The 26,072-nt window shown below is 55.3% G+C and carries 17 protein-coding genes and 1 pseudogene; 14 read left to right on the forward strand and 4 right to left on the reverse strand.

The window, feature by feature from the left end; all coding sequences use genetic code 11:
• Positions 1-5: 5 nt before the first annotated feature.
• Genes EDB95_RS22250 through EDB95_RS22265 form a run of 4 tightly spaced genes read right to left on the reverse strand, consistent with a single transcriptional unit; the run spans position 6 to position 4,453 of the window.
• Positions 6-2,210: a peptidase domain-containing ABC transporter gene (locus EDB95_RS22250; protein WP_133997508.1), complete on the reverse strand. Its 2,205-nt coding sequence runs from the start codon at positions 2,208-2,210 to the stop codon at positions 6-8.
• A gap of 28 nt (positions 2,211-2,238) precedes the next feature.
• Positions 2,239-3,078 carry an alpha/beta fold hydrolase gene (locus EDB95_RS22255; RefSeq protein WP_133997511.1) on the reverse strand — a complete coding sequence of 280 codons (840 nt, stop codon included), beginning with the start codon at positions 3,076-3,078 and terminating at the stop codon, positions 2,239-2,241.
• Entirely contained in the window at positions 3,075-3,629 is a 555-nt protein-coding gene (locus EDB95_RS22260) for a hypothetical protein (protein ID WP_133997514.1), read from the reverse strand. The genes EDB95_RS22255 and EDB95_RS22260 overlap by 4 nt, the downstream gene beginning before the upstream one ends.
• Positions 3,626-4,453: an alpha/beta fold hydrolase gene (locus EDB95_RS22265; protein ID WP_133997516.1), complete on the reverse strand. Its 828-nt coding sequence runs from the start codon at positions 4,451-4,453 to the stop codon at positions 3,626-3,628. The genes EDB95_RS22260 and EDB95_RS22265 overlap by 4 nt, the downstream gene beginning before the upstream one ends.
• Before the next feature lie 216 nt (positions 4,454-4,669).
• On the opposite strand from EDB95_RS22265, the gene EDB95_RS22270 reads away from it, so the two are divergent.
• The 14 genes and pseudogenes from EDB95_RS22270 to EDB95_RS22330 all read left to right on the forward strand — a co-directional run bounded on the left by EDB95_RS22270 (position 4,670) and on the right by EDB95_RS22330 (position 26,056).
• A complete protein-coding gene (locus EDB95_RS22270) occupies positions 4,670-7,792 on the forward strand; it encodes a SusC/RagA family TonB-linked outer membrane protein (protein ID WP_133997519.1) in 3,123 nt (1,040 codons plus the stop codon).
• Positions 7,793-7,804: 12 nt separating this feature from the next.
• Positions 7,805-9,451 carry a RagB/SusD family nutrient uptake outer membrane protein gene (locus EDB95_RS22275; protein WP_133997522.1) on the forward strand — a complete coding sequence of 549 codons (1,647 nt, stop codon included), beginning with the start codon at positions 7,805-7,807 and terminating at the stop codon, positions 9,449-9,451.
• Between the two features lie 20 nt (positions 9,452-9,471).
• Complete coding sequence (locus EDB95_RS22280; protein ID WP_133997525.1) at positions 9,472-10,482, forward strand: GntR family transcriptional regulator; 1,011 nt, start codon at positions 9,472-9,474, stop codon at positions 10,480-10,482.
• Positions 10,483-12,069: a solute:sodium symporter family transporter gene (locus EDB95_RS22285; protein WP_133997528.1), complete on the forward strand. Its 1,587-nt coding sequence runs from the start codon at positions 10,483-10,485 to the stop codon at positions 12,067-12,069.
• Between the two features lie 34 nt (positions 12,070-12,103).
• Positions 12,104-14,062 (forward strand): glucosidase family protein, encoded by a 1,959-nt coding sequence (locus EDB95_RS22290; RefSeq protein WP_133997531.1) that lies wholly within the window; start codon positions 12,104-12,106, stop codon positions 14,060-14,062.
• A 4-nt stretch (positions 14,063-14,066) separates the two neighbouring features.
• Positions 14,067-17,138: a right-handed parallel beta-helix repeat-containing protein gene (locus EDB95_RS22295; protein WP_133997534.1), complete on the forward strand. Its 3,072-nt coding sequence runs from the start codon at positions 14,067-14,069 to the stop codon at positions 17,136-17,138.
• Between the two features lie 69 nt (positions 17,139-17,207).
• Positions 17,208-17,450, forward strand: coding sequence for a DUF433 domain-containing protein (locus EDB95_RS22300; protein WP_133997537.1), 243 nt, complete (start codon positions 17,208-17,210; stop codon positions 17,448-17,450).
• Between the two features lie 118 nt (positions 17,451-17,568).
• Positions 17,569-17,790 (forward strand): annotated as a pseudogene (locus EDB95_RS28030) (DUF5615 family PIN-like protein); the annotation flags it as partial.
• Between the two features lie 22 nt (positions 17,791-17,812).
• Positions 17,813-18,391, forward strand: coding sequence for a Crp/Fnr family transcriptional regulator (locus tag EDB95_RS22305; RefSeq protein WP_133997540.1), 579 nt, complete (start codon positions 17,813-17,815; stop codon positions 18,389-18,391).
• Positions 18,392-18,476: 85 nt separating this feature from the next.
• A complete protein-coding gene (locus tag EDB95_RS22310; RefSeq protein ID WP_246073764.1) occupies positions 18,477-18,986 on the forward strand; it encodes a YceI family protein in 510 nt (169 codons plus the stop codon).
• Between the two features lie 94 nt (positions 18,987-19,080).
• On the forward strand, positions 19,081-19,680 hold the full coding sequence (locus EDB95_RS22315; protein ID WP_133997546.1) for an RNA polymerase sigma-70 factor: 600 nt from the start codon (positions 19,081-19,083) through the stop codon (positions 19,678-19,680).
• 105 nt (positions 19,681-19,785) lie between these two features.
• Entirely contained in the window at positions 19,786-21,006 is a 1,221-nt protein-coding gene (locus EDB95_RS22320; RefSeq protein WP_133997549.1) for a FecR family protein, read from the forward strand.
• A 74-nt stretch (positions 21,007-21,080) separates the two neighbouring features.
• A complete protein-coding gene (locus tag EDB95_RS22325) occupies positions 21,081-24,449 on the forward strand; it encodes a SusC/RagA family TonB-linked outer membrane protein (protein WP_211352176.1) in 3,369 nt (1,122 codons plus the stop codon).
• An 11-nt stretch (positions 24,450-24,460) separates the two neighbouring features.
• Entirely contained in the window at positions 24,461-26,056 is a 1,596-nt protein-coding gene (locus EDB95_RS22330; RefSeq protein ID WP_133997552.1) for a SusD/RagB family nutrient-binding outer membrane lipoprotein, read from the forward strand.
• The last annotated feature ends 16 nt before the right edge of the window (positions 26,057-26,072 follow it).

Genomic DNA, 26,072 nt, shown 5'->3' on the forward strand with positions numbered 1-26,072 from the left:
GTTTATTAATTACCCAGCTCCAGCTGGTTTCTGACCAATTCGAAATATTTTCCCCTTCGTACGACCAGTTCTTCGTGGTTGCCTTCCTCGACGATCTCGCCGTTATTCAATACCACGATCTTATCCGCATGTTTGACCGTGCTCAGCCGGTGTGCAATGATGAGCACGGTGCGGCCTTCGTAGTATGGATACAGCTTGGCCATGATTTCTTTTTCGTTGTTGGCATCCAGGGAGCTGGTCGCCTCATCGAAAAAAAGATAAGCGGGATTTTTATAGATCGCGCGTGCGATCAGGATGCGCTGCAGCTCTCCACCGCTCAGGGATATGCCATCCCAACTGAGGTTTGTCTGGTAACCCATCGGCAACTGATCGACCAACTGACGAAGGTTGGCGAGGTTCGTTGCTTCTTTTAGCCGGATCGGATCGATGGAACCGTCGGACGACGATTCCGCGATATTCCGGCCCAGGGTGTCCGCGAAAATGTACCCGTTTTGCATGACTGTTCCGCAGTCTCGTCTCCAGGAGGGTGTATCCAACTGGTCAAGGTCTTGTGCTCCCACCTGGATGTTTCCCTTCGTAGGGGAATACAGCTTTAGGATCAGTTTGAGCAGGGAGGTTTTCCCGCTGCCGCTGGCGCCAACCACGGCGGTTATTTTCCCACCGGGGATGTCCAGGTTGATGTTGCGGAGCACAAAGTGGGATTGCGGCCCCCCATATTGAAAGCTGACATTGGTCAGACGAATGCCTGAACCGGCGGCGGAAACGACCGAACCCGCGGAACGGGAAGAACTCTCGGTGCCGGATTCTTTCTGCCGGTGAATCTCCGCCAGCCGGGAAAGACTTAGCCGCGCATCCTGCGAATTCTGCAGAAAGGTAATGAAGTCCGAAACAGGGGCATTGAGCTGCCCCAGGATGTATTGAATGGCCAGCATCATACCTAAGGTAATCTGGCCCCGGATCACCTCCGTGGCTGCAATGACCAGGATGATGATGTTCTTCAGTTCGTTGATAAAGGCCGAGCCGCTGACCTGGAGCTGGTTGTAGCTCACCGACTTTAGGGATATCTTGAACAACCTGGTCTGAATGGCCTCCCATTCCCAGCGCCGCCTTTTTTCGCTGTTGTTCAGCTTGATCTCCGCGATGCCGTTGATCAGTTGGAGGATGCTGCTTTTGTTTTCCCTTGCCTCGTCATACCGCTTGTAGTCCAGGATCGCCCTTTGTTTGACGAACAGCAATATCCAGACGATGTACAGGACCGTTGCGACAAAAAATATGAGAAAAATGGTGAAGTTGTAGAAGGCCAGTATGGTGCCGAAGACCAGCAGGGTAAAAAAGGAAAAGACAGCATTGAGCGTAATGGAGGAAAGGAAGTTCTCCACGCGTTTGGTATCTTCGATCCGCTGCATGATATCGGAGGGTGAGCGGGAATCGAAAAACGTCATCGGCAGTTTCAACAATTTCAGCAAAAAGTCCGAGAGGATGGCCATATTGATCCGGGAGCCTGCATGGACGAGTATCCAACTGCGGAGCACCCCGATGACCGTCTGGGAAAAGAACAGCATCAATTGCCCCAGCAGCACGATATAAATGAACTGGAGGTTTTGGGTATTGATACCGTAATCCACGACGGATTGGGTGAGGAAGGGTAGGAGGAACTGAATGATACCGGTGGCCACGAGGCCTGCCAGCAACTGTAGCCCGAACCGCCGGTAGGGTTTGACATAATTGTATAGAAAGAAGAGGTCGTTCTTTTTATCATTTTCCGTCGTATCCGCTTCATAAAAAGCCGGTGCCGGCTCCAGCAACAGCAGTACGCCTTCCCCGTCCTGGGGCTGGTTGTAGAGCCAGCCTTCCAGGAACTTGGCGTGTGAATATTTCAGCAGCCCGAAAGCGGGATCGGAGACGTACACGTGCTTGTTCGTGACCTTGTACACAACGATGAAATGCCGCTGCCTCCAATGGGCGATGCAGGGTAGGGGAGCCTCCTTCTTTAGCACGTCGAAACCCACCGTGATGCTCAGGCTTCGCATACCCAGCGCTTCGCTGGCATCGGAAAGACCCAGCAGGCTGACCCCGACCCTGGAGGAAAAAGAGCGGCTTCGGATATATTCCATCGAATAGCTCTTGCCATAATACCGCGTGATGATTCGGAGGCAGGCAGGTCCGCAATCCATGTCATCGAATTGCTGGTAAAAAGGGAACTTGGCCATCCCCCCTAATATACCAAAAAATGTCTATCTATTTGACATCCTCCAAAAAGTAATTGGCATGGTTAACAAACATTTCCGGATACTGAAAAAACATCCCATGACTGGAATCCGGATACATGATAAGCACGGCATTGGGTATTTGCTCAAAAAGCTGTGGTGACGAGGTCGGGCTATCCATCATTTCGTCGTTGCTGCCTTGTACAATCAGGACAGGATGATGGATGTTACCAAGGTCCAGCGTGACCGGGTCGGTTCCCCAGCGGGTCAGCGCCTTGATCTGTTGCTGAACGGCAGGCAGGCCCGTTGGTTTGTCCCTGTCTTGCTTTCTTGCCGCCTGGCGAGCCATACTGGCCTTGATCCCGTCCCGGCTTTTGGAGGTCTTTGTGGCAAACAGGTATAGATAACCTTCGGCAGGCTCCAGCTTAAAGGCCCTGCCCACCAGATCCGGGAAGGAGTACAACGCCCGCGTACCTTGCGGTGCGGTGCCGACCAGTATGATCTTCCTGAACAGGTCAGGATGGGTCAGCGCAATGGTTTGGGCGATGAAACCTCCCAGCGAAAAACCGAGGACGTCGCATGTTGCAACCCCCAGGGCCTTGATAACGCTGACGGCAATGACCGCCATGTCCTGGACATTATCAGGCGTTTCTCCCCCGGAATTGCCAATGCCGGCGCTGTCGAAGGTAATCACCGGCCGCGAAGCCGCCAGGCCATCGATCACCGAGGGATCCCAGTTGTCCAAAGTCCCGGTGAAATGCTGAAAACAAATAAGAGGGATGCCTTGCGAGGCACCTAGTGAACGATAGGCGTAACGAACACCCGAAACCTCGACATATTGCGTGGGGGCGTCAGCATAGTGTAGAGTCATATTTTTATCATGGGGATTTGCAAATTCGTAGGTCTGTTTTCTTCGGTATCAAAGCCACGTCCATCCACATTTCTTGCACCCCAGAACATCATACCGTTAAAGACGTAAATGAGGTCGTATTCCTTGAAGATCTGACCTGTTGTCAAACCAAAGGGCGGAAATGCTTTTTTAAAGATGCTTTGAGTGTCACCGACCTTCCATTCATTGAAACCCTTGGTGAACTGGTTCAGGATGTCTGCAAAACCCTGCACCAATGGTGTTACCGTGTAGGCTTCGTCGGCGGAGAAGTCCACCTTTTGCGCACCGGGTGCTATGGGATGATCCCCGCGCCATTCGATGTGTCCTTTGATGGACATGGCAACCAGGGGCACTTTCCCGTTGGGGTCTGCGAGGTTCGTGACGATGAGCTCGAAGCTGTCGTCTTCCTGAAGGGTGAATCTTCTTCTCAGGTAAAACGGCTTTAGGGTGCCATCCGCGTTTTTTGTGTTGCTGGGCCGTACTTCCGGGGCAATGCTTTCCCATTTGCCAATGGAGGCAGTTTTGATATTCATATTATCGAGTTATAATTTCCCGAAATCCAAGAGGATATTGCCTCATTGTACGTTGCGGTGGCTTCTTCCCAAACCCGGTGCTCGGCATCCAGGAGCAGGTACCGGTTGTTGGGGAGCCTGTCGGCAAGAAACTGACCATTTACAGGCGGTACAATCGTATCATTTTTCCCGGCTATGATCAGTGAAGGTGTTTTTATACCGGCCAGCCTTGGCTCCAGAATGGGGCAGTCCTTTATATATCCGCGTACAAATTGGGTGGCTTCCTCCAGGCGGTGGCCGGCCGATGCGGCACGGAAGTCTTCAATGACGGCAGCGGGCGTCAGCAGGGCGGCGTGCGCCAGGTAGGACTTGACGCCATTGGATCCAACCTCAGTCAGTGAGCCCGGTGGGGAATAGATGAGGTCCTTCAAGGAGCCGGCCGCAAGGTTGGGCTGCATGGCAGCGCCCCCGATAACAAGGCTCTCAAAGCGCTCAGGTTGCTTTGACGCGGCAAAAAGAACCGCGGGTGTGCCGACGTCGGGGGCGATCACGTGCACACGGGTAAGACCAAAATGATCGAGCAGTTTGATAAAAAAAACACCCATCGCTTCCGGCGCCATGACGTCGGGACGGCTTTGTGACAAACCGAAACCGGGCAAGTCAACCAACAGGACCGGATGCCGGGCGGCAAGCGGCGGAGCCAGATGATAGAATGAATAGATGCTTTCCGGCCAGGGCGCTGTAAGAACGATGGGCAGGCTTTCCGGGCCGGAAGAAGAAGCATAACGGATCAGCAGGCCATCAATCAACGTTGTATTTACGGAACCAATATTTGGCAAATTCATGGAAGGTTTCTATTAGCCCCGTAAATGTCTCGAATAAACCCAAGGGCGAATTGTATAAATCAAAGGGTTTCTTGCAAATACAGCGGACTACGCAAACGGTTTCGTAACTCACCCTCCTTTTTTTCCCCCCAACTATTGTAAAATATTAAAAACCATTTTATCTTCACATTACCAGACTAGACCAGACTAGTGGTATGAAGCCAAAAACTAACAGATATGCTTGCGCAATTGCTTTTAAAAAAGAGGTGCCTCCTCGGCCTTGCCGTTGGGGGCTTTCTTATGCTGACCCTCGCCGCGTCGGCCCAATCCAATAATTCGGCTCAGTCCAACCCTCAGATCACAGGCCGGGTCACGGATTCGGCGGGAACTTCCCTGGGCGGGGTCACCGTTGGCGTCAAGGGATCGAAACGGGGAGCGACCACCGATTCCACGGGTTATTTCACATTGTCAGCGCCAGGAAATGCGGTGCTGACCTTCTCCATGGTGGGTTTCCGGGACCAGCAGGTGGCGCTGAACGGCCGGACCTCGGTCACGGTGGCCTTGCTGGGCGGCCGGAAGGACCTGGGGGATGTCGTCGTCATCGGCTATGGCACCCGGAAAAAAGTAAACCTCACGGGGGCCGTGAGCGACATCAGCGGAGGGGAGATTGCCAAATCGCCGGTGGCCAACATCTCGAACGCACTGGCGGGGTCGATGCCGGGTCTGATCGTGAACACGCGCAGCGGCGAACCGGGCGCAGACGACGCCACCTTTTATATCCGGGGTATCGGGACGCTGGGCAACACGGCGCCATTGATCGTGATCGACGGCGTACCCGACCGGCAGGGCGGTTTTAACCGGCTTGATCCAAACGACATCGAATCGTTTACCGTGCTGAAGGACGCGACGGGGGCCATCTATGGCGCCAGGGCGGCCAACGGTGTCGTGCTGATCACGACCAAGCGGGGGATCTCGGGGAAGCCCATCCTCTCGTTTACCTCCAATAATGCCTGGACGCAACCCACGCGGGTTCCGAAAATGCTGAATTCGCACGACTATGCGGAATCGGTGAATGAATATGATGCGCTGGTCGGCCAGCAGCCAACCTATACAGCGGCACAATTGCAGAAGTACGCAGATGGCTCGGATCCGTTGGGGTATCCGAATACGAACTGGTGGAAAACCGTCATGAACACATGGGCGTATCAAAACAACGATGTGATTTCTCTGCGGGGCGGTTCGGACAAGGTGCGGTATTACCTGTCGGGACAATACCTGCGGCAGAACAGCATGTACAAGGGCGGATCGGATTATTATACGAATAAAAATGTACGCGCCAACATAGACATCCAGGCGACGCCCAGCTTCCGGATGGGACTGGACGCCATGTACCGGAACGAATACAAGCTGACCGAAGGCCCCCAATATGGTTCGGCAGGCGATATTTTCCAGGAACTCTGGAGCGCTTATCCTTACCTGGTCGCGCGGTATCCCGATGGCAAAGTTGGCGTGGGCATCGGTGGGGGACCGCAAAACAGTATGGTCTATGTCCTGAACGGGGACCTGGGCAATACGACCAACAATTATGATTTTTTGCAAACCAAGACGTCCTTTGGCTGGAACTGGGATAAGATCACGCCCGGTTTGCACCTGGACGGTTATTATAGCTACGACCTTTTTTACTATAACTACAAAGGCTTCAACGCGCAGCCGCCGCCCGCCTACAGCTATGACGAGACGACCAATACCTACACTGAGGTACAAAGCTCGATCCCGCCGAACCTGTCGATCACGGATTCGAAGACGGAGGACCAGTTGGTGAACCTCAAGCTCGGGTATGAACGGAAGTTTGGGAAAAGCGCGGTAGAGGCGTTCGCGGCCTATGAGATGTCCCGCGAGACCTATACGGAGCTGGATGCGTATCGTACGGGTTTCCTGAGCAACAGCGTACAAGACCTTTTTGCGGGCAGCACCATCGGTCAGACGAACAATTCGGTGACGACCATGACGGCCCGGCAAAACTATATCGGCCGTGTATCCTATAACTATGACGACCGGTACCTGGTGGATGTCAACATGCGGGAAGACGGGTCGCCCAATTTCCCCCAGGGCAAACAATATGGTTTTTTCCCTGCGGTATCGGCGGCCTGGAGGGTGTCCAATGAATCGTTCTTTAAATCGGGTGTCATCGACGAGCTAAAGGTGCGGGGCAGTTGGGGACAGACGGGGAACGACGCCGTCAACCCGTACCAATACATACAGACCTACCAATTGCAGGCGGGGCAGGTGTCTCAATACCTGGCGGCGGGCTATTTCTATGGGGCCACGCCTACACAGGTCCCGGGCTTTGTGCTGGGCCCCACACCGAATGTGAACATCACCTGGGAAACGGCGACGACGACCGACCTGGGACTGGACATGCGGTTGATCAAGAACCTGACCTTTGACATGGACGTATTCCGGAGCATGCGGACACACATCCTGGTGCCACCGAACGAAACCGTGCCTCAATATACGGGGCTAACCCTGCCGGATGAGAATCTGGGTAAGGTATTGAACCATGGGATCGAATTCCAGCTCGGGTGGCACAAAAGCCAAAGCAGGGAATTTTCCTATTTCGTCAACGGGAACTTTACGTTTGCCGTCAATAAGGTCGTCTACGAAGCGGAGCCCGCGTCGGTTCCGGCTTACCAGCGGTTGACGGGGCACCCGACGGGCTCCTTCCTGCTTTACCAGGCCATGGGGCTCTACCAGGACACCGCCACGGTGAGCCATACGCCCCATCCCCTGGGATCGGGCCCCGGGGACATCCGGTACAAGGACGTCAACGGCGACGGGGTGATCAACGCGCTCGACGAAGTGCGGACCAACCGCTCCGCTACACCGGAGATCATGTATGGTCTTAATTTCGGGGGCCGTTACCGCAACTTCGACGTATCCATCTTTTTCCAGGGACAGGCGGCGGCCAAGGCCATGCTGCAACCGGGAGGACTGAACATGGCACAGCAGTTTTATGACGGGCGGTGGCTGAAACCCGGGGACGACAAGTATCCCCGGACGTTTAACGGTCCGACCAATGCCACGTATGGGTCCAACACCTACGCGTCGACGTTCTGGTTGCTCAATGACGCCTTCCTGCGCATGAAAAACGTGGAGATCGGGTACAACCTTCCCCGGAACGGTTTGCTGTCGAAAGCAAAAATCGCCTCGGCCAGGTTTTACGTCAGCGGGAACAACCTTTTTTCGATCGACAAATGGGGACCGTCCTTCGACCCCGAGGCGCCTAGCGGCTCGTCCACCAACGGGCGGTATTATCCCCAGCAAAGGGTCCTGAATGTCGGATTGAACGTCACCTTCTAAAAGCAACAGATCATGAAAAAGTCATTTGGAATTATACTAATAATAACAACCCTGTGTGCCTGTAAAAAGGTCCTGGATATACAACCGACCAGTTCCTTTACGACAGATGCCGTCTGGACGAGCCCGGCGCTGGTCCAGGTGTTTGTGAACGAAATTTATGCGGAGTCTGTTTTTGCCTTCAAGGACGGCGGATTCGGCTGGGGCTCCCAGACCGATGAACTATACAGCAACTTCAACTGGTGCAACGAAAACCAGTATGTACAGGGCCAGGCGACGCCGGACAACCAGGGCAGTTCTTTCCCGCTGAACTATAGCAGAACGCTGAATTTCTGGCCGACGCTCTACAGCACCATACAGAAGTGCAATACCTATTTTCAGAACATCGGCATGCTGGACACCGTGGGCAACCAGGCCCAAATCGTGTCGATGACGGGCCAGGTACATTTTCTCCGGGCGTTGTGCTATTTCGAGCTGTTAAAACGTTTCGGCGGTGTGCCCCTGATCACCAAGGTATACACGACCAACGATACGAAGTTTACCGAAACACGGGCCACCTGGGATTCAACGGAGGCATTTATCCTGTCGGATATCAGCGCGGCCCTGCCCGGGTTGCAGCCCGCTGCGCCTTCGGGTCAGGAAGGGACCGCCACCACAGGTGCCGCGCTCGCCCTGAAGTCCAGATTGCTCCTGTATGCGGCCAGTCCTTATTTCAACACGACCAACGATATGACCAGGTGGCAGGCAGCCGCCGATGCAGCGCTGGCGGTCATTAACCTGAACCAGTATTCTCTCTACGGCAGTTCGGCTTCCTACGGCAAAATATTTACAGACTTCTTCAACCCCGAGGTGATCTTTGCCCGGGTGTACGGAGACGTCTACGAGGACCGTTATAATACGGTCTATAGAGACCTTAGCCCGAACGGCTACAACGGTTACAGCGCCTACAATGTGCTGGAGCAAATGGTGGAAGCATTCCAGATGAACGATGGCTCTGCATTTAGCTGGAGCAATGCCACGGAGGCGGCGAACCCCTACCAGAACCGCGATCCCCGTTTTTATGCCGATATCCTTTTCAACGGCGCTTCGTTCCAGGGACGGGCTGCCCAGTTCTGGCTGGGTGGGCTGGACTCGAAACTCAGCTCCCTCTCCCCCTGGAATGCCTCCAAAACGGGATATACGATCCTGAAGATGGTCGATTCCACGTATAACTTTAATGTAGAGCCCTACAGTGCGGCCCAGTGGATCGTTTTCCGGTTGTCGGAGATCTATCTCAACTATGCGGAGGCGGAAGCGGAGCTTGGACAGACGGCGACGGCGCTCACCTACCTGAATAAGATCCGGGAGCGGGCCGGTATGCCGGATGTAGCTTCCGGCGGCGGAAGCGACCTGATCCAGAAGATCCAACAGGAACGCCGGATCGAGCTTTGTTTTGAAGGACACCGTTTCTTCGACCTCCGCCGCTGGGGCATGGCCGACCAGGGCGCCGGCGACGCGCTTGGCATCATCATCACACCAACCAATGCGCAGAATACGACGTTCTCGTACCGGGTCGATACCGTGCAAACCAGGGTGTGGTTGCCGAGCTTTTATTACTACCCGATCCCGAGGTCGGAGATACAGGCCAATCCCAATCTTACACAGAACACCGGGTATAATTGAGCTTTGACGTATATTGAAGCATGAAGACGGTTTTTGACGAAATAAAGAAGCTGGAGGCGGTACCGTCGTTTTCAAAGCACGACCGCCTGGTGAACGGGATCATCAACGCGATCGATGAAAAGCTCCTGATGACCGATGACTTGCTGCCGTCACTCAACGAAATGATCCGCACGCTGCGGTTTTCCAGGGATACGGTTGTAAAGGGTTATCAGGAGCTGATCAATCGCGGTCTGATCGGTTCTACCCGCGGAAGGGGCTATTATGTAACGAACGGCAACACGGATCAGACGCTGCAGGTGGCCCTGTTGATGTATAATATGGACACCTTCGAGGAGCAGTTCTACCGGAACTTCAGGGCGGAGCTGGGGCCCAACGTACACCTGAACGTCTTTTTCCACCACGGCAATATAGAGGTCTTTGAAACCATCCTGACGCAGGTAAAGGGCAAGTATGGCATGTACGTGATTGCCCCGATCCCGCACCCCCGGACGAAAGCACTGCTGGAAACCATCCCCAGGCACCGCTTCCTGATGGTGGACAGGTATGAGCCGGTCGATGGGGAGTTCAATCATATCACCCAGGAGTTTGCGCTGTCGTCCTACATGATATTCATGGAGCTCGCGCCGGTGATCCGGAAGTTCGACGAGATCATCTTTTACCATTCGGCCGACTCGCTGGACCCCAAGGAAATCGTCGGCGCTTTCAAAAAGTTCCTGAAGGATGCCGGTATTAAGGGCCGGGTGCTCCCGGAATTCAAACCCGGTACGCTGGAAAAAGGGAAGGTCTATTTCACCCTGGATAACTATGCCGTATTTGCGATGCTGAAGGAGTGTAAAGCCAGAAAACTCAAACCGGGCCGGGACCTGGGGATACTTTCCCATAACGACGAGCCTGCCAAGGAGCTGATCGGGATCACGACTTATTCGGCGGATTTCTCCTTAATGGGAAAGAAAGCCGGGGAATTCGTGATGCGCCGCGAGGCGGTGATGGAAACGATGCCGATGGTATTATGGCGAAGAGCCACACTATAGATGATTGCGAGCTTTCTTCTTTTTACGTCCATCATTGCCTTTGTCGCCTGGCGGCAGACCAGGAAGACCGAAGTCAATACCCTGAGCGGCCTCTTCCTCGCCGGAAGGAGTCTCGGGTTCCTGGTCGTAGGGGGCGGTTTGCTGTTTGCCAATATCAATACCGCAACGATTATCGGGGAAAACGAGTTGGTGTATACCAACAATATGACGGTGATCGCCTGGGGCGTAACGTCGGTGTTTGCCATGCTGCTGGTGTCCGAATTTATCATGCCGATCTACCTGCGGACGGGCATTGCGACAACTCCTGAATACCTGTCCAGGCGGTATGACCGGTCGACGGGGACGTTGGTATCGGTTATTTTCCTGGTGAGTTATATCGTCAACCTGCTGCCGACGGTATTGTACGGAGGCGCTGTCGCCTTCAATGCCCTGTTTGATGTATCCGGCCTTTTGCACATCGGTTATTGGCCCTCGGTCTGGATACTGGTTTGGCTCATGGGTGCCATCGGTTGTCTGTACAGTATACTCGGCGGCCTCCGGGCGATAGCGGTGTCGGATACGTTGCTGGGCATGGGCCTTTTTGCCGGAGGCATTTTGCTGCCCTTTTTCGCCCTACGGTACCTGGGGCATGGCGACCTGGGCGCCGGTCTTCGCACGGTCCTGGGGAGTCACCGGGAACATTTCAACAGCATCGGTCGTACCGGTGACCCGATCCCGTTCCCGGCCCTGTTCACGGGTATGTTGTTGGTTAATCTGTATTACTGGGGGACCGAGCAATACATCGTCCAGCAGGTGCTGGCCTCCCGGGACCTGAAAACCTGCCAGCAGGGCATTGCGGTGGCCTGCCTGGGGAAGCTGTTTTCGCCGCTGCTGCTGAATATCCCGGGTTTGATCGCCGTGCATGTATTCAGCCGCCTGCGCAATACGGCCGAGGTCTTTCCCGCATTGGCGGCACTGGTGTCTCCCCCTTTTATCTCGGGGTACATCGCTGCGATCATCTTCGGCGCCGGGTTGAGCACGTTCAATGCGGGTTTGAACAGCAGCAGCACCCTTTTTATCCTCAACATTTACCGGCCCTGGCGGTTGTCGAAAGGGGTACATGTGGAGGAGCGGTCCATGGTGCGCGCCGCAAAGCGTTTCGAACTGGGCGTTTGTTTTTTGGCAATGACGATCGCCCCTTTCCTGGTGTTTGCCCGGCACGGGTTTTATACCTATATACAAACGGTCAATGGCTTTTTTAACGTACCGATCTTCACCATCATTTTCGTCGGCATGCTGACAAAGCGGGTGCCGGCGCTGGCGGCAAAGGCGGGGCTCTTGTTCTTTATACTTTGCTATGGACTTACACAAACCGTTTTCCCGGTTCCGCTTCATTTCCTCCACGTGCTGGCCCTGTTGTTTGTATTGACGGCCGGGTTGATGCTGATCGTGGGCCGTATCCGGCCGATGGCTGAACCGTATCAATCCGTAGCAAATGCAAAGGTCGAACTGACACCCTGGAAGAACCGGTACTATTATGCGGTCGCATTGCTGGCGGTGATGGTCGCCATATTTATGCTGTTTTCGCCCCTGGGACTGGCGAAATAGACTTATGTTTGCAGACTAGACCAGACTAGTTATTATGAAACATTTACTGTTTTGGGGACTTATGTGGTGGGGACCCGCGGTGTTTGCCCAGTCTCCAAGGTGGCAGCTTTGCCGGGACAAAGGGATCCGCTGGACGGTGACACCGGGCAGCGCCCATGACGACCATATCGAAATGGCGGGGAAAAGTATGGCAGCCATCATCACCTACGGTGTGGACAAAGAGGGCGGTTTGGTATTGACACAACACCTCGTTTTCCCGGGACTCCGGACCATCCCCAATGATACCCGCGGCAGCTATGCGCTTCGTCTTGTGGAACGGGTGATGGACTCCCTGCAGATCGACGGCCGGCCGGTCGTCGAACGCCCCCGCGTCTTCTATATTAAAGGGATACTAAAAATGGTGAGCGGCACGCAGACGCCATTGGTGTTGCAAAGAACGGTTTTCCCTTCGGTGGACAAGCGGGCATACGTAGAGCGGTATGTTCTGACCAACAAGGGAAGCAAAGCGATGACACTGCACCTCCCGGTGGTGAACAGGGACAGCGTGACGGCATCCGCCGGCGAAATACAAGGTCCGTTTGTCCTTACGCGCAGGACGTACGGCGGCGGGGATGTGACGCTGAGACCCGGATCCAGCGTGGCCTTCAGCTATGTCGTCTCCGTGCGGCGGGCATCGGAGTATTCGTATGTATTTTCAGCGGACTATGAACAAAAGCGAAGGGTTAACCTGGTCGATGACATTTTCGGGTCACTGGTATTGACAACGCCCAACGATACGATCAACCGGCTTTTTGATTTTGCAAAACTGCGGACGACCGAAAGCATTTATGATACAAAAGCGGGTTTGATGCACGGCCCGGGTGGGGGAGAGTACTACGCCGCGATCTGGGCGAACGACCAGGCAGAGTATGCCAGTCCGTTTTTCCCGTTCCTTGGCAACGCTTCCGGGAATGAAGCGGCCGGAAATACGTTCCGGCTGTTTGCCTCCTACATGAACACGGGGTACCGTCCCCTGCCCAGTTCCATCGTTGCTGAAGGAGATACCATTTGGGCGGGTGCGGGTGACCGGGGTGACCAGGCCATGATTGGGTATGGCGCGGCGCGTTTTGCCCTGGCCTATGGAGATACCATGGAGGCCAGGCGTCTTTGGCCGCTGATCTCCTGGTGTCTGGAATACCTTCGCCGGAAGCGCACTTCCGAGGGGGTGATCGCCAGCGACGCGGATGAACTGGAGGGTCGGTTTCCCGCGGGGAAAGTCAATTTATCCACCAACGTATTGGCTTACGGCGGGTTTCTGTATGCGTCGCGCCTGGCGGCCTCCCTGGGAGACGGTGTGACGGCCGCCCGCCTGCGGTCGGAAGCCGGCCGGCTTAGGGAAGACCTGGGTAAATACTTTGGCGCAAGGGTCAGCGGCTTTGATACCTATCGCTACTATGACGGAAATACGGTGCTCCGGTCCTGGATATGTCTACCGCTCGTGATGGGTATCGACGACCGGGCGTCTCAAACGGTACGGGCTTTGTTGTCTCCCCATCTCTGGACGAAAAACGGTATCCTCACCGAAGAAGGGGATACCACGTTTTGGGACCGGGCGACTTTGTACGCGTTCCGGGGGCTTTTCTCCGCAGGCGCTACGGATACCTGTTACCGTTATTTTGCATACTATTCGCGCACCCGTTTGCTTGGAGAACACGTACCTTACCCCGTGGAGGCCTGGCCGGAGGGAAACCAGCGCCAGCTCTCGGCGGAAAGCGCGTTGTACTGCCGGGTCATCACCGAGGGACTTTTTGGGATAGATCCGCTGGGGCTGGGCAGTTTTTCGATCACGCCTAAGTTGCCGGCCGGCTGGTCGTCGATGTCCCTCGATCATATCGCTGCCTTTGGCGCCGACTGGCGTATTGCGGTACGCGGCAGGGAGGTGACGGTGTACCGGAATGGAGTGAAAGTGAAAAACGTTAGTTGGGATGGGGTTACGCCCATTGTTATAAATTAAGCGTATGAAGAAATGGTTTTGGCTCGCCAGTGTGGTCGCGGTTTGCGGCACCGCCGCCGCCCAGGGCGTCCGCTTCTGCGGCTCCGACACCGCCCTGGTGCGCGCCTTTGCCTGGGCAAAAACCCAAGCCCTGCACTACAAGGGAAAGCCCGGCGATCCGGTAGGCCCCTGGTATGAATCCGCGCTCCCGCCGAGGGACGCGTTCTGTATGCGGGACGTCTCCCACCAGTCGGTCGGCGCCGCCATCCTTGGACTGGACGCAGCGAATAAGAATATGCTGACGCTGTTCGCCCAAAATATGTCCGCGGAGAAAAACTGGTGTTCCTATTGGGAAATGAATAAGCATGGCGTACCCGCCCCGGAAGACTATCGCAGCGACAAAGAATTCTGGTACAACCTGGATGCCAATTTCGACGTGTTGTGGGCGACGTGGCGGCTGGCCGCCTGGACCGGTGACAGCAGCTATTACACGGCTCCGGTCTTCCGAAACTTCCAGGAGCAGACCGCCGATGCCTACATTAACAGCTGGGTCTTGCAGCCGGACTCGTTGCTGACACGACCCGCCCATCCGAATGCGCCCACGCCTTTTCATGAGGAAGATGCGTTCGATCGCTGTCGCGGCCTACCCTCCTATTCAGAGGGGATCCCCGACATGAAGATGGGGGTCGACCTGGTGGCCGCGCTGTACCGCGGTTTGGAGACCTATTCGGAGATCCTGAAACAACGGGGAGAACCGGCCGGCGGCTTCACACAACGCGCGCAGCAATACCGCACCCGGCTGGAAAGCGACTGGTGGAGCGACTCCTTGGGCCGCTACCGTACCTGGTACAGCACCGGGAACCAATTTGGCATAGGGGAGGGAGAAACCTTCCTTTTGTGGTTTGACGCGTTACAGGACACGGCACGTATCCGCCGCACCGTCGACCACCTGGCCTCTGTGCGCTGGAATGTAGAAAACACCTCATATCTGCCTTACCTGTTTTACCGGGAGGGGTTCTGGGATACCGGGAGGAATACGATCCTGTACCTTGCCGATCCCGGCACCGCGCGCCGTGAATACCCCGAGGTATCTTTCGGCGTCGTGCAGGCCGTCGTCCTGGGCCTGATGGGCGTGTCTCCCATACCGGGCACCCGCACCGTAACGACATTGTACCGTCACCGCGGCCCCGGCAGCGCCTGGCTGGAAGATCTTCCCGTCTTAGGTACCACCCTGACCATTCGGCATCTATCGCCCCGGGAAAGCAGTGTCACCAACACGGGCAAAAAGCGAGTGATCTGGCGGGCCCAGTTCTCCGGCTTGTACACGAGCGCGAGGGTGGGCGCTAAAATGCTCCCCGCGCAGCGGTTTACGGATAAGTGGGGCAGGGACATATCCTACGTGGACGTGCCACTGGACGCCGGGCAGCAAGCCTCGGTGCAAGTCAGCCAGGTAGGCTTGGTATCGGTGGTGACGGACCCGTTGAAAAACGGGAGTCCGGCATTAAAGAAAGCAGCGGAAGCCTGCAAAGGAGCACGCGTCTTGTCCTTACCCGGTGGCCGGATCGACCTCTGGCCGGAAGGTTCCGTTCAAAAGGAGCTGTATATATCCAACGCGACCGAAGACGATACCCTGCCGAAAATAAAACACATCGCACTTTGCCTGGAAAATGTGCATCACCTGGTGGTGGAAGGGCATCATACCCTGCTGGTGCTGCACGGCAAAATGGTATCCTTTGCGCTGCTGCACTGTTCGGACATCACCATTAAAGACCTTCGTGTAGATTATGACCGGCCGACCATGTCGGAAATGACGATCCAGTCCATCCGCCCGGATCAGGCCGATGTCCTCATCCACCCGGATTCCCGTTACCGGATCGACTCCGCCGGCCGGATTCACTTTTACGGTGACGGCTGGGAGACCCGGGATTTCCATACCATCGTGTATGACCCGGCAGGAGAAACGATGCGGTATTCGTCGTTTCAGCCCTTCCGGGAAAGCCGGGCGTCCGACTTTGAAAGCCGGGCGTCCAGCGCCGGGTCTTCCCGCGTGCTTTTCCAGGGCGATTTCAGCAAGGCCGGTCTTCATGCGGGTGAGGTGCTGACAGTCCGAGACCCCTACCGGGACAACGCCGGCGTCTTTATCGACCGCAGCCGCAACGTGACGCTCGCGGGCGTGGATATGTATTATATGCACGGACTGGGAATTGTTTCCCAATATTCGGAGAATCTTTGTTTCAAGGGCGTCCACGTCACCCCGAGCCACGGCCGGGTCGTAAGCGCCTTCGCGGACTGTTTCCATTTTTCCGGTTGCAAAGGCAGCATTCTGCTGGACAGTTGTTGCACCAAGGGTTCTCATGACGACGCGGTGAATGTTCATGGCACGCACCTGCGCATCGTGTCCGCGGCCAACACGGCAACGGTAAGGGTTCGCTTCATGCACCCGCAGACCTGGGGTTTCGAGGCCTTTTACCCCGGCGACAGCATCGCCTACATCGATCCCCAAACGTTGTTGCCCATCGGGTGTGGGATCGTGCGCAGCGCGCGGCTGATCAACCGGCGCGAGATCGAATTGAGGCTTCAGACAAAGCCTCAGTCCCCCGTACGCACGGGCGACTGTATCGAAAACATCACCTGGACCCCCGACGTCACCATCCGGCACTGCCGCTTCGAACGGACGGACACACGGGGCGTATTGGTGACTACCCGCCGCAAGGTGCTTATCGAAGACAACACGTTTTACCGGACAGGCATGCACGCGATCCTTATCGCGGACGACGCCCTCTCCTGGTTCGAATCCGGCGCCGTCCGGGACGTCACGATCCGTCGCAACCGGTTCATCGGTTGCGGGTACAACGATGCGCCCGACGACTACGTCATCTCCGTCGCCCCGGAGAACAAGAAAATCGTGACCGGGTCCTTTGTCCACCACAATATACGCATCGAGGACAACGAGTTCGATACCGTCGACGGGCTGCTACTGACGGCCAAAAGCGTAGACGGGTTGACGTTCCTGCGGAACAAAGTCGTTGTGCGGGGAGAGGCCAAGGGGGCGCCTTTCCGGATAACCGATTGCGCGGATGTGCGGTTGCAGGACTAATGAGCAGAAAGGATGCGCTAATTTGCGAAATGACGCCGATTCCAGCCAATTTTTGTATATTTGTTGACAATGACACCGCAGCAAAAAATATTGCTTGAGCGTATCACCATCGTTCCTGGCCTCATGAGCGGAAAGCCCACCATCCGCGGATTGCGGTTTCCGGCCGGGGATGTATTGGAGCTCCTGGCAAGCGGTCTCAGCGAAGTGGAGATTCTTGAACAGCATCCCTTACTAGAAAAAGAGGACATACAGGCGGCGTTGCTTTATGCCTCCCTAAAAATGAAAAATACGCTGGTCATTCATGCCGCCTGACTGGGAGATATAGCTCGACACCAACATTTCGCCGGCGATCGCCAAATGGATGAGCGAACACACCGGCATCACTGTCAGGTCGTCTTATACCTAGTCCCTTCACTACGAAACAGACCTTTCAATTTATCAGCGTGCACGTGACCACGGGAAGGTGATACTGCTCTCCAAAGACGCCGACTTCCCCGAATTGATCAGCCGCTTGGGTGCTCCTCCGAAATTGATTACCGTAAAAATTGGCAACTGCGATAACAGAACATTATGGGACTTCCTCCGTCCCGTTATTCTGGACGCCGTGAATGTCCTGGTATCATCAGATACCGACATCATCGAGCTGGATTGAACGGATCTGTTAATTTTGCCCCATGACCCCCGATCTCCTCCTCTCCAACATCCGCCAACACATCCCCTTGGATGAGGCCGAATCCGAATTCCTCCTCTCCGTCCTCATACCCCGCCCCTTCAAACAGGGTGAACTCATCGTGAGGGCCGGCGACCCCGCCCGCCACCTGATGTTTGTCGACACCGGCTACCTGATGACCTATTACACGGACACGAACGGGGAGGATCACGTCATTCAGTTTTCGGGAGAGGGCTGGTGGGCCGGTGACATTCATTGCCTGAGCGAATACACCACTACCCGGTATTCCTCCAGGGGCATGAGCGGGGGAGAGGTGTTGTTGCTCCCCAAGCTGGCGCTGGAGCAGCTATTGAGCAACTACACAAAGTTCGAGCGGTACTTCCGGATCATTTTCCAAAAGGGATTCATGCGGCAGCAACTGCGTTACATCGAAGGCCATTCCACCTCGGCCGAGGAACGGTACCAGTCTTTTATACAGGCGTATCCTTCGATCGCTCAAACCGTGCCACAGAAATATATCGCGTCTTACCTCGGCATTACGCCGGAATTCCTCAGCAAAATCCGGAAGAGGCTGGCGTCTTAATCTAGTTCAATGTCAAAAAGGGTATTTCTTAACCTGCTTTACCACCGGGGGAGCCGGAAGGGCCTACTTTGCAAAAAAAATAAGTATGACAACATGGATCATTGACCCCGGACATTCGGAACTACAATTCAAAGTAAAACACCTCGCCATCGCCAACGTTACCGGAAGGTTCAGGGTATTTAAGGGTGAGGTTCGCTGCCCGGAGGAGGGCTTTGACGGCGCAGCGGTACATGTAACACTCGAAGCGGCCAGCATCGATACGAACAATCCTCAGCGGGACGGACACCTGGCATCCCCCGACTTCCTGGATGCGGTCCTCTTTCCCGAAATCGTTTTCGTTGGCCAATTGTATGCAGAAAAGCTTACGGGGGAACTGTCCATAAAAGACGTAGGACGGAGTGTCAGCCTTGACGTGGAGCCTGCCGGTGTGGGTATCGGGCGGTTCGGCGATACCCGTGCGGGCTTCGAGGTACGGGGCAAGATAGACCGGAAGGACTTCGGGCTTACCTTTAATGTGTTGGCGGAAGGCGGCGGATTGGTCCTCGGAGATACCATCGCCCTGAACTTTGATATTGAGTTGATAAAATCACACTAGCGTTTTTTTTGCATTTAAAGCATTTAGCAATATATTTACTTAACCTTCTTTACGTATTACTGGAGTAGACGCTCTGGTTAATAGGCTGCTTTTGATGTCTGCTGAAAAGATCTATAGTGACCGCCGGCTGGTCGAGCAAATCTCGAAAGGCGATGAAAATGCGTTCCAGCAATTGTTCGATCGTTATAATGACCGGCTTCTACATTATATATATGGTATCGTTAAGTCGAAAGAGATCTCCGAGGAGATCGTCATGGACGTATTCATGAAGATCTGGCTGGGAAAAGACATCGTGGACCGGATCAAGAACTTCGATGCCTTTCTCTTCCGGGTGGCGTATAACAAGTCCATCGATTTTTTGCGCGGGGTCTCCCGGGATCTCAAGTTCAGGGATATGGTGTGGGAGGAAGTGCAGATCGCCAGCGGTTCAAAGGCAGACGACCAACTGCTGACCAGGGAATACGAGAATAAACTGCGGGAAGCCATCGGGCTCCTCCCGCCCCAGCGCCGGCTGGTGTATCAATTGAGCCGGGAAAAGGGGTTTTCCCACCTGGACATTGCCCGGCAACTCCAGCTTTCCAAGCACACGGTAAGTAATCATGTTGTTGAATCTCAAAGATTTATAAGGGCCTATCTGACCCATCACCTGGACATTACCGTCCTTCTTGCCATTTGCGCAGCGGAAAGCCTCTAAGGCCGGGGGAAAAAAATCTTAAAAAAAAGTTAACGGAGACTAGTTGTTCCTTCCTTTTCCATCGTCTATTACTTGATAACTTTCTTCAAAGGGATTGTAATAGACATGAGAAGATCTACAACGGCTTCTTCACTGCATGATTTGCTGGAGAAGTACCGAACAAATACCTGTACCCGGGCCGAAATGGAAGAACTGTTCCAGACGGTCCGGCACCAGGACAAACGGGAACTTTTCCGGGAACTCCGCAAGCAGTGGGAGCAAGCGGGTGAAGGTACACCCAGCCAGGACCTGGACCGCCGGTTCAGGCTGCTCATGGATCGTTTGCGCGAGCCGGGATCAGCCACGGGGGTGCAGGAGGTGTTGCCGCGATGGAAAAGGATAAGGAACCGCAGGCGCCAGCAGGCCGCTGCTGTTTGTTTGTTCTTGCTGCTCGGAGGAGCGGCCATTATCCTAAAACGGCCCACCGCGAAAAAGCCTGTCGAGGCAGCAGTCAAACACAATGACGTTAAGCCCGGGGGCAACAAAGCACGGTTGACGCTGGCCGACGGCTCTTCGATTATATTGGACAGCGCCGGTAATGGCACACTGTCCCAACAAGGCACATCCCGTGTCATCAAACTGACCAACGGCCGGCTTGCCTACCGGTTGTCCCGCGGGGGCGTTGATACTGCCCCGGTTTTCAATACTATTTCAACACCCAGGGGTGGACAATACGAGCTGGAATTGCCGGATGGCACAAAGGTCTGGCTGGACGCCGGTTCGTCGCTCCGTTTCCCCACCGCATTCCCGGGGAACAGCCGGGCTGTGCAACTGACCGGGGAAGCCTACTTCGAGGTTGCCCCTCATCCGCACCAACCCTTTGTCATTAGCGTTTTCTCCCGTGTTCCGGGTCAGGGTGATACGCTTCAGAATATCAAGGTACTGGGAACGGCGTTCAATGTCATGGCTTATGCCGATGAGCCCTTGTTGAAGACAACGCTGGTGGACGGCGCGGTGCGCATCGACAATCACCTGTTAAAGCCCGGCGAGCAGGCACAATGGGGCCATGCAAGTGGCGTACAAGTGGTCACGGACGCGGACGTGGAAGCCGCCGTCGCCTGGAAGAACGGCTATTTCAACTTTAATAAAGCCGACATACAAACCGTCATGCGGCAACTGTCCCGTTGGTACGACGTGGAGGTCAGCTTCAGGGGCGATGCCATGAGCGATAAGATTTTCTTTGGCGGGATACAAAGGAACCTGCCCCTTTCCTCCGTATTCAGCATTCTGGAGCGGAGCGGCGTCAAGTTCACCATCGACGGCCGGAAGGTCGTCGTCGATTTATAACAAACCTTCTAAACATGCGTCCAATTGCCATTCGTAGACTGCTGCCCCAGGGGCGGAAGCTATCGTCAGCTGCTATGAGAATCGTAAAACTAATCGGGATCATTGTTCTGGGCACCGGCTTACAGGCGAGCGCCGGCGTCTTTTCGCAGAACATTTCTTTTTCCGGGAGAAATGTGACCCTGGAAAAAGTATTTTCCATCATTCACAAACAGTCGGGGTATTTCGTCTTTTGCGATTACAGCCTGATCAAGGAAGCCAGGCGGGTGAACCTTGATGTACGGGATGCCTCGATACAGGAAGTGATGACGGCGTGCCTGAAGGACCAGCCGCTGAGCTATGAGATCGTGGACAAGACGATCATCATCGAGCCAAAGAAAACGGCCGAAACCCAGCAGGTAGCCTCTCTGCCTCCGCCGGTCAAGATCAAAGGAAAGATTACCACGGATACCGGAGATCCAATACCGGGGGTCTCCATCATGATAAAGGGTAGCAATAAGGGTACTGTAACCAACGACAACGGCGAGTTCGAGCTCGAAGGCATCGACGCCGGGACCACCCTGGTGATCAGCTCTGTCGGCTATGAGCGGGTGGAGTATAAGGTCTCGGGACGGACCTCCTTCACCATCCGCCTGAAATCAAAATCGGCAACCGTGAATGAAATCGTGGTGACGGCCCTGGGCATTTCGAAGGAGGCCAGCAAAGTCGGTTATTCCGTATCGACGGTTTCCGGGGACCAGATGACCAAGGCGCGCGAGACAAACGTGGCCTTGTCGCTCGCCGGCCAGGTAGCGGGGTTAAACGTCCACGGCGCCAACGGCGGTCCCGCCAGTTCCGCCCGTATCCTTTTGAGGGGTATGCCCAGCATGAACTCCGGCGGTTCTCCCCTGTTCGTCATCAATGGTGTTCCGATCGACAACAGCCAGCGCGGCGCCGCCGGCGAATGGGGCGGCAGCGATAACGGGGACGGCATCAGCAACGTCAATCCCGACGACGTCGAGTCCATGACGGTACTGAAGGGGCAGGCTGCTTCCGCACTGTACGGTGCCCGTGCCTCAAACGGTGTCATCCTGATCACCACCAAAAAAGGCAGAAAGGGTGAAGCCACCGTGGAATACAACGTCAACAGCGTTTGGGACAAGGCCATCAACAATACGGACTACCAGTATGAATATGGACAGGGTCTGGAAGGCGCCAAGCCCACGACCGCTACCGGTGCCCAAAACAGCAACCGGTTCAGCTGGGGGGCAAAGATGGATGGGTCGTCCATTACCCAATACAACGGGAAGACGTACGCCTATTCCCCCTTCAAAAACAACCTGAAGGATTTTTACCGCACCGGGCCGACCCTGACCAATTCGTTGTCGGTCAGCGGAGGGAGCGATAAGGTGACCTATCGCGTGTCGCTGTCCAACATGGACAACGCCGGTATCGTCCGCAACAGCGGGGTCAACCGGAAGACGGTCAACCTGAACCTGGATGGGAAAGTATCGGATAAACTGAGCGTATCGCTAATGGCCAACTATATCGACCAGCAAGACCGTAACCGGCCGAACCTGAGCGATGGGCCCGGGAACCCGAACAACTTCCAGTTCCTCGCGGCCAACGTGGACGAACGGATCTTCGAGCCGGGCTATGACTCCAGGGGATACGAGGTGGTGTTTAGCGACGACAACTACGTCACCAACCCCTGGTTCGTGGTCAGCAAATGGATCAACGACGTAGGCCGCCGGAGGCTCATTTCCGCAGTCTCGGCCAAATACAGTTTCACGAGCTGGTTGTACCTGATGGGCCGGATCGGCTATGACCTGGAAAACGACAGGTATTTTACGGTCACGCCTACCGGCACGAACTATTCTTTTAATAGTGCTGGTCAGTCGGGTCAGTTCAACAACCTGAATACCGCCACGATCTATGAGCTGAACGAAGACGCACTCTTGGGTGTCAACCACAAGATCGTCGACGGCCTCAATTTTGACGCAACCCTGGGGGCCAACTTCCGCACCAACCAGGGCGAGCAGGTAGGGATCAGCGGCAGCCAGTTTGTCATTCCTTTTCTGTACACCCCTTCCAACGTCGTGAGCTTTGGCCGGAGCTACGAGTTTGCCAAAAAGGAAGTCCACTCCGGTTTTTACAGCCTGGACTTCTCCTACAAGGATTTCCTCTCCCTGGGAACGACCGGCCGGTATGACGCTTATTCGACGCTACCGAGCAACAACCGGACGATCTTTACGCCTTCGGTGTCGGGTAGCTTCCTGTTCTCCAGCCTGCTACACAGCAAGACCCTCAGCTACGGAAAGCTGCGTGCGTCTTATGCCCAGACCAGCGGCGAGCCCTTCGGCGGCAACTTTAACTATGGCGCCTATCAGACCTCGATCTACTACAGCGTCGGAAACGGGATCAACGGTGTTTCCACGGGCAACTTCAGTTCCACGCTGCCCAACCTTCTCCTGAAGCCATTCACGAAGACGGAGACGGAAATCGGCACCGAATTGAAATTCCTGAACAACCGGCTGGGGGCGGACCTTGCCTACTATCACCAGGTTACCCACCATGAGATCATGAACGCCACGGTCAGCAACGCCACTGGGTACTCCAGTTCGGTGGTCGGTTCCGGGTCGATTCAGAACGATGGTGTAGAGGTCCTGTTGACCGCCAGGCCCTTCGAGACGAATGACTTTGCCTGGAATATCACGGTGAACTACACACACGTGATGAACAAGATCCTGCACACGGATGAATTAAACAACAATGTGACCCAGGGAACGTATCGTCCCTTGAACGCCACCACGGCTTTTGTGGTCGGCAAAGCAGGACCGCAGGTGATGGCCTACGATTACTCCCGCGACGCCAAGGGGAATATCATCGTGGACGGCAGCGGTTTACCCGTCTCTAACGGCAAACAGATTCCTTTCGGGAGCGTGCTGCCCACCGATTACGGCGGGGTAAGGAACAATTTCACCTACAAAAGCTGGAGCCTGGATTTCCTGGTTGATTACAACTATGGGAACAAGATCCTCTCCGCAACGCAATACTACACGATCTACCGCGGGCTGAACAAAATGACACTCGCAGGACGCGAAACCGGGATCACCACCGGGGTTACCTCCGGCGGGTCTTCGAATACCGTCACCGCAACCGCACAGGATTATTACCAGCGGCTGGCGAGCATCTCCAGGGTGGACGTCCTTAACGGCGACTTTATCAAGCTGCGCCAGGTAACCGTCGGCTATACGTTGTCGCGGAAGGTGCTGGGCAATATTCCGCTGTTCAGCCAGATCCAGTTGTCGCTGGTCGGTCGCAACCTGTGGACCATCATGAAGCACTCGGACAATATCGATCCCGAATCCAACTTCGCCACCAGCGTCAGGTACGCCGGTATCGAAGGCACCAGCCTTCCCGCGACGAGGACTTTTGGTTTCAATATCAACTGTAGGTTCAAATAAAATCTTAAAGAATGAAAGCACGTATCAATATATTGCTCATCGCGCTGCTCGCAGTGAGTTGCACGAAGAACTTCAATACGCTTAACACGGACCCCACCCAGGCCAGTTCGGCTCAGTTCGACGCCAACCTGCTCCTGCCGACCGCTGAAATCAATTATTTCAGTGCCACCCAGGGCTACAACGGGGCCATCCTTTTCGAGAGCATGTGGGCCCAGACGTTCGCTTCTGCGGCGTATCCCAGCTATTACAGCAATGGGGACAAGTATGTGGCCTCGGGTAACCTGCTCGACTATGACCAGCGGCTTTGGAATACCGGCTACACCTCGGCCAGCGATTGTTACCAGATACAAACCCTGACAAAGGGAGACGCCACCAAGGTAAACCTGAGGGGTATCGCCCTTATTCTCGAACTCCTGAACATTCAGGTGATTACGGACACGTACGGGGATGTGCCCTTTTCGCAGGCCCTGCAAGCCAGTTCCGGGGTCAACCTGCCGGTATACGACAGCCAGCAGTCGATCTATACCTCCATGCTGGCCAAGCTGGATTCGGTATTGGGTACCCTGGACGCCTCCCAACCCGCACCCACCAACGACGCCTTCTCCTATGCGGGGAGTGTGACCCAGTGGAAGAAGTTTGGGTATACGCTGATGTTGCGGATGGCTATGCGGCTGACCAAGGCGGACGCCACCACGGCCCAAAAGTATGCGGAAATGGCCTACGCGGGAGGAACGCTGGCGAGCAATGCCGACAACGCCTATATGAACTTCGACCACGCCGACGGCTATTCAAACAACAATTCCAGTGCCTACCAGGTGCCCGAAGACTTCAACGAGGTAAAATGGGGTAAAGTGCTGATCGACTACCTGAAGACGACGGCCGATCCCCGTCTTAGCGTCATCGCGGAAGTCCCGCAGGCCGGTCTGAAGAACGCCGCCAACGAAAGCCTGGCCGGCGACAATACCGCAGCCAACCAACAGGGGATGCCCAATGGGTACGACCAGAACGGTGGTTCGACCGATATAAGCACGGCAACGGGTTATCCGGGTTCTTCCGGTACCGGCAGCGACGTCAACCCGACCGGGAAGTATTCCCGTCCGGCTATCGGCGTGTATCTCGCGCTCAATACCCCCGGTTTTGTCCTGACCTACGCTCAATCCGAACTGTTGCTGGCAGAAGCAGGTGTCCGGGGCTGGAATGTGGGCAGCGCTTCGACCCACTACGCCAATGCGCTGGCGGCCGCGCTCCAAACGTATGGTACATTTAACGGAACGACGCCGATCAGCGCCGCTACCGCCACCGCGTATGCCACCGCCAATCCGCTCAGCGCGACATCCGCAACCGCCCTTACCCAGATCAACATGCAGTACTGGATATTGGAAGGCACGCTGTTTGATTTTTACGAAACCTGGATCAATTGGAGGCGGAGCGGTGTACCCACCTTGACGCCAGTCAACTATACCGGTAACTTTTCGAACGGCACCATCCCAAGAAGACAAGAATATCCGACGACGGAGGCCGCTACCAATCCAAATAATTACAAAACAGCCGTTACCAACCTGACAGGCGGGGATGTATTTACCAGCCGCGTATGGTGGGATAAATAGGTTATTATATTGAAGA

Origin of the sequence: Dinghuibacter silviterrae (genome assembly GCF_004366355.1) — a bacterium.
Lineage (GTDB): Bacteria > Bacteroidota > Bacteroidia > Chitinophagales > Chitinophagaceae > Dinghuibacter > Dinghuibacter silviterrae.